The sequence below is a fragment of the Cryobacterium sp. RTC2.1 genome (genome assembly GCF_035018685.1).
Taxonomy (GTDB): Bacteria; Actinomycetota; Actinomycetes; order Actinomycetales; family Microbacteriaceae; genus Cryobacterium; species Cryobacterium glucosi.
In genome coordinates, this window is the sequence record NZ_JASJXJ010000246.1 from 1 (window position 1) to 2,999 (window position 2,999).

Genomic DNA, 2,999 nt, shown 5'->3' on the forward strand with positions numbered 1-2,999 from the left:
CCCCCGCCGCGGGCGGCGCGCCCCCCCCCCCCCCCCCCCCCCCCCCCCCCCCGGCCGGCACCGGTTGGCCTACTTCTTCAGCAGGGCCGCCTGGTCCTCAGGCGACATCTTCGCCGAGAGGTAGATGTCGCCGGGCAGGTCCTTCTTGCACTGCACGGTGCTCGGCTTTCCGCTCACGGAGTCTTCGAAGGCCGGGGCCTTGAAGACCGTGTCGGTCGGGAGCACGCCACCGGTCGCCTTCGCGACCGCGTAGTCGACGGCGAGTCGCACGTTGTCGTTTCCGGTGGCGACCGTCATCAGCTTGAAGTCCGGGTTGGCCGCGCTGTTGTCCGTGTAGAAGCAACCGAGGGAGTTTCCGTCAGAGGTGACGATGGCCGGCACGGAACGCCCGCTCTTCGCGAAGGCCGGAAGGGCGCCCACGAGCGACGGGCCGAAGTCCGAGACGATGGCGTCGATCTTCGGGTACTTCGCGATGTCCGCTGTGAGTACCTGCTGGGTGAGTGCCGGGTCCCAGTTGGTGACCTCGGGCGTCTCGCCGATGAAGACGTACTTCGGGTCGGTGATGACCGACTTCATGCCCGTCAGCTCGTCGACGGCCTGGCTGTTGCCCTTCGGCCCGCTGATGAAGAGGATGTTGCCGCCGTCGGGGAGGTTGGTCTTGAGCCAGTTACCCCAGTTCTTGCCATCGGTCACGAAGTCCGCGCCGATCCAGGCGTCGTAGTCCACGCCGTCCTTGCCGCCCGGGTCGACCCGGTAGGGAACGGTCACGACGCCGGCCTTGTATGCGCTGCGCAGGGCGGGCAGCATGGCCTGGCCGGCGTCCGGGAACACGACGAGGGCGTTGACACCCTTGGCGACCATGCCCTGGATGTCCGAGATGGCCTTCTGGGTGTCGCCCTGGCCGTCCGCGTATTCGTAGCTTGTGACGCTCGGGCACAGCTTGGCCTCATCGGCACCGGCCGCCGTCGTCACCAGACGCCAGCTGTTTCCGCCGAAGCCGTCGAGCAGACCGAGGGAGATCTTTTTCGGACCACACCACGACGGTGCTCCTGCCACAGAAGTTCCGGCATCCGCCGTCGAGCCGGAGCCCGAGCTCGATGACGTTCCGCTGCAGCCCGCGAGCGCCAGCGAAGCTGCGGCGAGGGACATGACGAGCATTGCGAGACTCTTGGGACGTTTCATGTTTGATTTCCTCCATTGTGAGAGCGACGCCTCTGTCGCACTATTTCGACCGCTCCGTCGAAAACCTTGTCCCCGGTGTGTAGCAGTCATGCCGGGGTGCCGATCCGGGGGGACCTGCGGATGAACCTCTGGCGGAATGCCGCCCAGTCCACCGTGTACAGCGCCACGCCGACGGCGAGCGCCGCCGCCTGCACGAGGGTGCGCACCGCATAGGGCACGCCGAGTGACAGCACGAACTGGTCGAGCTGGCTCAGAAACAACGCCGCGATGACCGTGGCGACGGGATACCCGCGGCCACCCAGCAACGATGTGCCGCCAAGCACGACGACCGCGACCGCCGGGAGCAGGTATGCGTCGCCCTGGAAGGCAGTGGGCTGGTTGGTGATGCCGGCGAGCAGAATGCCGGCCAGGCAGTACAGCAGCTGGGCCCACACGAAAGCCAGCGACTGATGGATCGTCACGCGCAGGCCCGTCGCACGGGCAGTCAGCGGGTTCGCCCCGACGGCTTCGAAACGCCGCCCGGCTACCGTGCGCTTGACCATGACGGTCACGAGCGCCAGCGCGGCGAGAGCGAAGAATGCTGAGTTCGGGATGCCCCAGGTCAGGCCGCCGGCGATTCCGGCCAGCAGGCTGGTCGTGCTGCGCGGCGTGCCGCCGGAAATGCCCAGGACGGCCCCGAAGAGCAGTGCGTTCGTTCCCAGGGTGGCGATGATCGAGTTGAGTCCGAGACGGCCGACCATGAAGCCATTGAGCAGGCCGGCCCCGATCGCGTAGGCCAGCGCCAGAACGACCGCGGGCAACAGCCTGCTGTTGTCACCGTCCGGCTCGTGGCTGACGATCACGATGGCGAGCGACACGGCGCCGGGGATGGAGAGGTCGATTCCGCCCTGCTGCACGACCAGCATCTGGCCGAGGCCGACGATTGCAAGCACGGCGGCGAAGGGGATCATCCCGAGCACAGCCCCGCCGGAGACGCTCGTCGGCGCGACAAGGGCGCAGACCACGAAGAGCAGCACCGTGGATACGCCGACGGTGACGAATCCCTTGGAGACGACAGGTCGCGAACTGAGTAGCTTCGCCGGTTCACGCACCGTTGCGTCGATCATGCTTTCTCCCAACAATTCTCACCGGGCAACGTCGATGTCACGCGCTGTGTGTTGAGCGTCACTTTACAAAAGTCCTGAGCTGTTCACAAGTAGTTGCCGGTAACGATTCGAGAATCGGCAACGCCGAGGTTTGGGGAAGGTGGATCGTCCTCGACCACCGCGAAGGACCATCCCCCCGCGATCCGGCGTGCGCGATCGGTGCACACTTGTGTAGTGACACTGTACAAAGCGATCCCGACGCAGCAGAATGTGAGTCGAGTGACAACACGACGACAGCGACCCGCAGTGCGGCGGGACGCAGAGGAGAGAGTCAGATGGCCTTCCAGGTTCTCGGAGTGCACCACGTCGGAGTGACGGTGCGCGACATGAAGCGTTCCTTCGAGTGGTACTCGCGAATGTTCGGGCTCACTCCTGGTCCCGTCAGCGAGGGTTCGGGAGAGGCACTCTCCCGCAGCGTCCAGGTGAACGATGCCGCGCTGGCATTCTCGATGATCATGATCGGGAACACCCGCCTGGAATTCCTGGAATACCACAACCCGGAGGGGCGCGACTTCGATCGAAGCAATGGTGATGTCGGCAGCGCGCATGTGTGCCTCGAAGTGTCGGACCTCGACGCGGCATACCGGGACCTGGTCGAGAAGGGCGCGGTATTCAACGCACCGCCCGTCACTCTCGATTCCGGCGCCCTGATCGGTTCCAAGTGGGCCTACC

Annotated in this window: 3 protein-coding genes; 1 reads left to right on the top strand and 2 read right to left on the bottom strand. The window is 65.7% G+C overall.

Going from position 1 to position 2,999, the window contains the following annotated elements:
• Positions 1-69: 69 nt before the first annotated feature.
• Together QN357_RS18430 and QN357_RS18435 are read right to left on the bottom strand one after the other, a co-directional pair.
• Complete coding sequence (locus QN357_RS18430) at positions 70-1,182, bottom strand: substrate-binding domain-containing protein (protein ID WP_134558326.1); 1,113 nt, start codon at positions 1,180-1,182, stop codon at positions 70-72.
• Positions 1,183-1,268: 86 nt separating this feature from the next.
• Positions 1,269-2,288 carry an ABC transporter permease gene (locus tag QN357_RS18435; RefSeq protein WP_134449133.1) on the bottom strand — a complete coding sequence of 340 codons (1,020 nt, stop codon included), beginning with the start codon at positions 2,286-2,288 and terminating at the stop codon, positions 1,269-1,271.
• Between the two features lie 314 nt (positions 2,289-2,602).
• On the opposite strand from QN357_RS18435, the gene QN357_RS18440 reads away from it, so the two are divergent.
• Positions 2,603-2,999, top strand: a 397-nt coding sequence (locus QN357_RS18440) for a VOC family protein (protein WP_323505334.1), incomplete at its 3' end; no start/stop codon positions are given.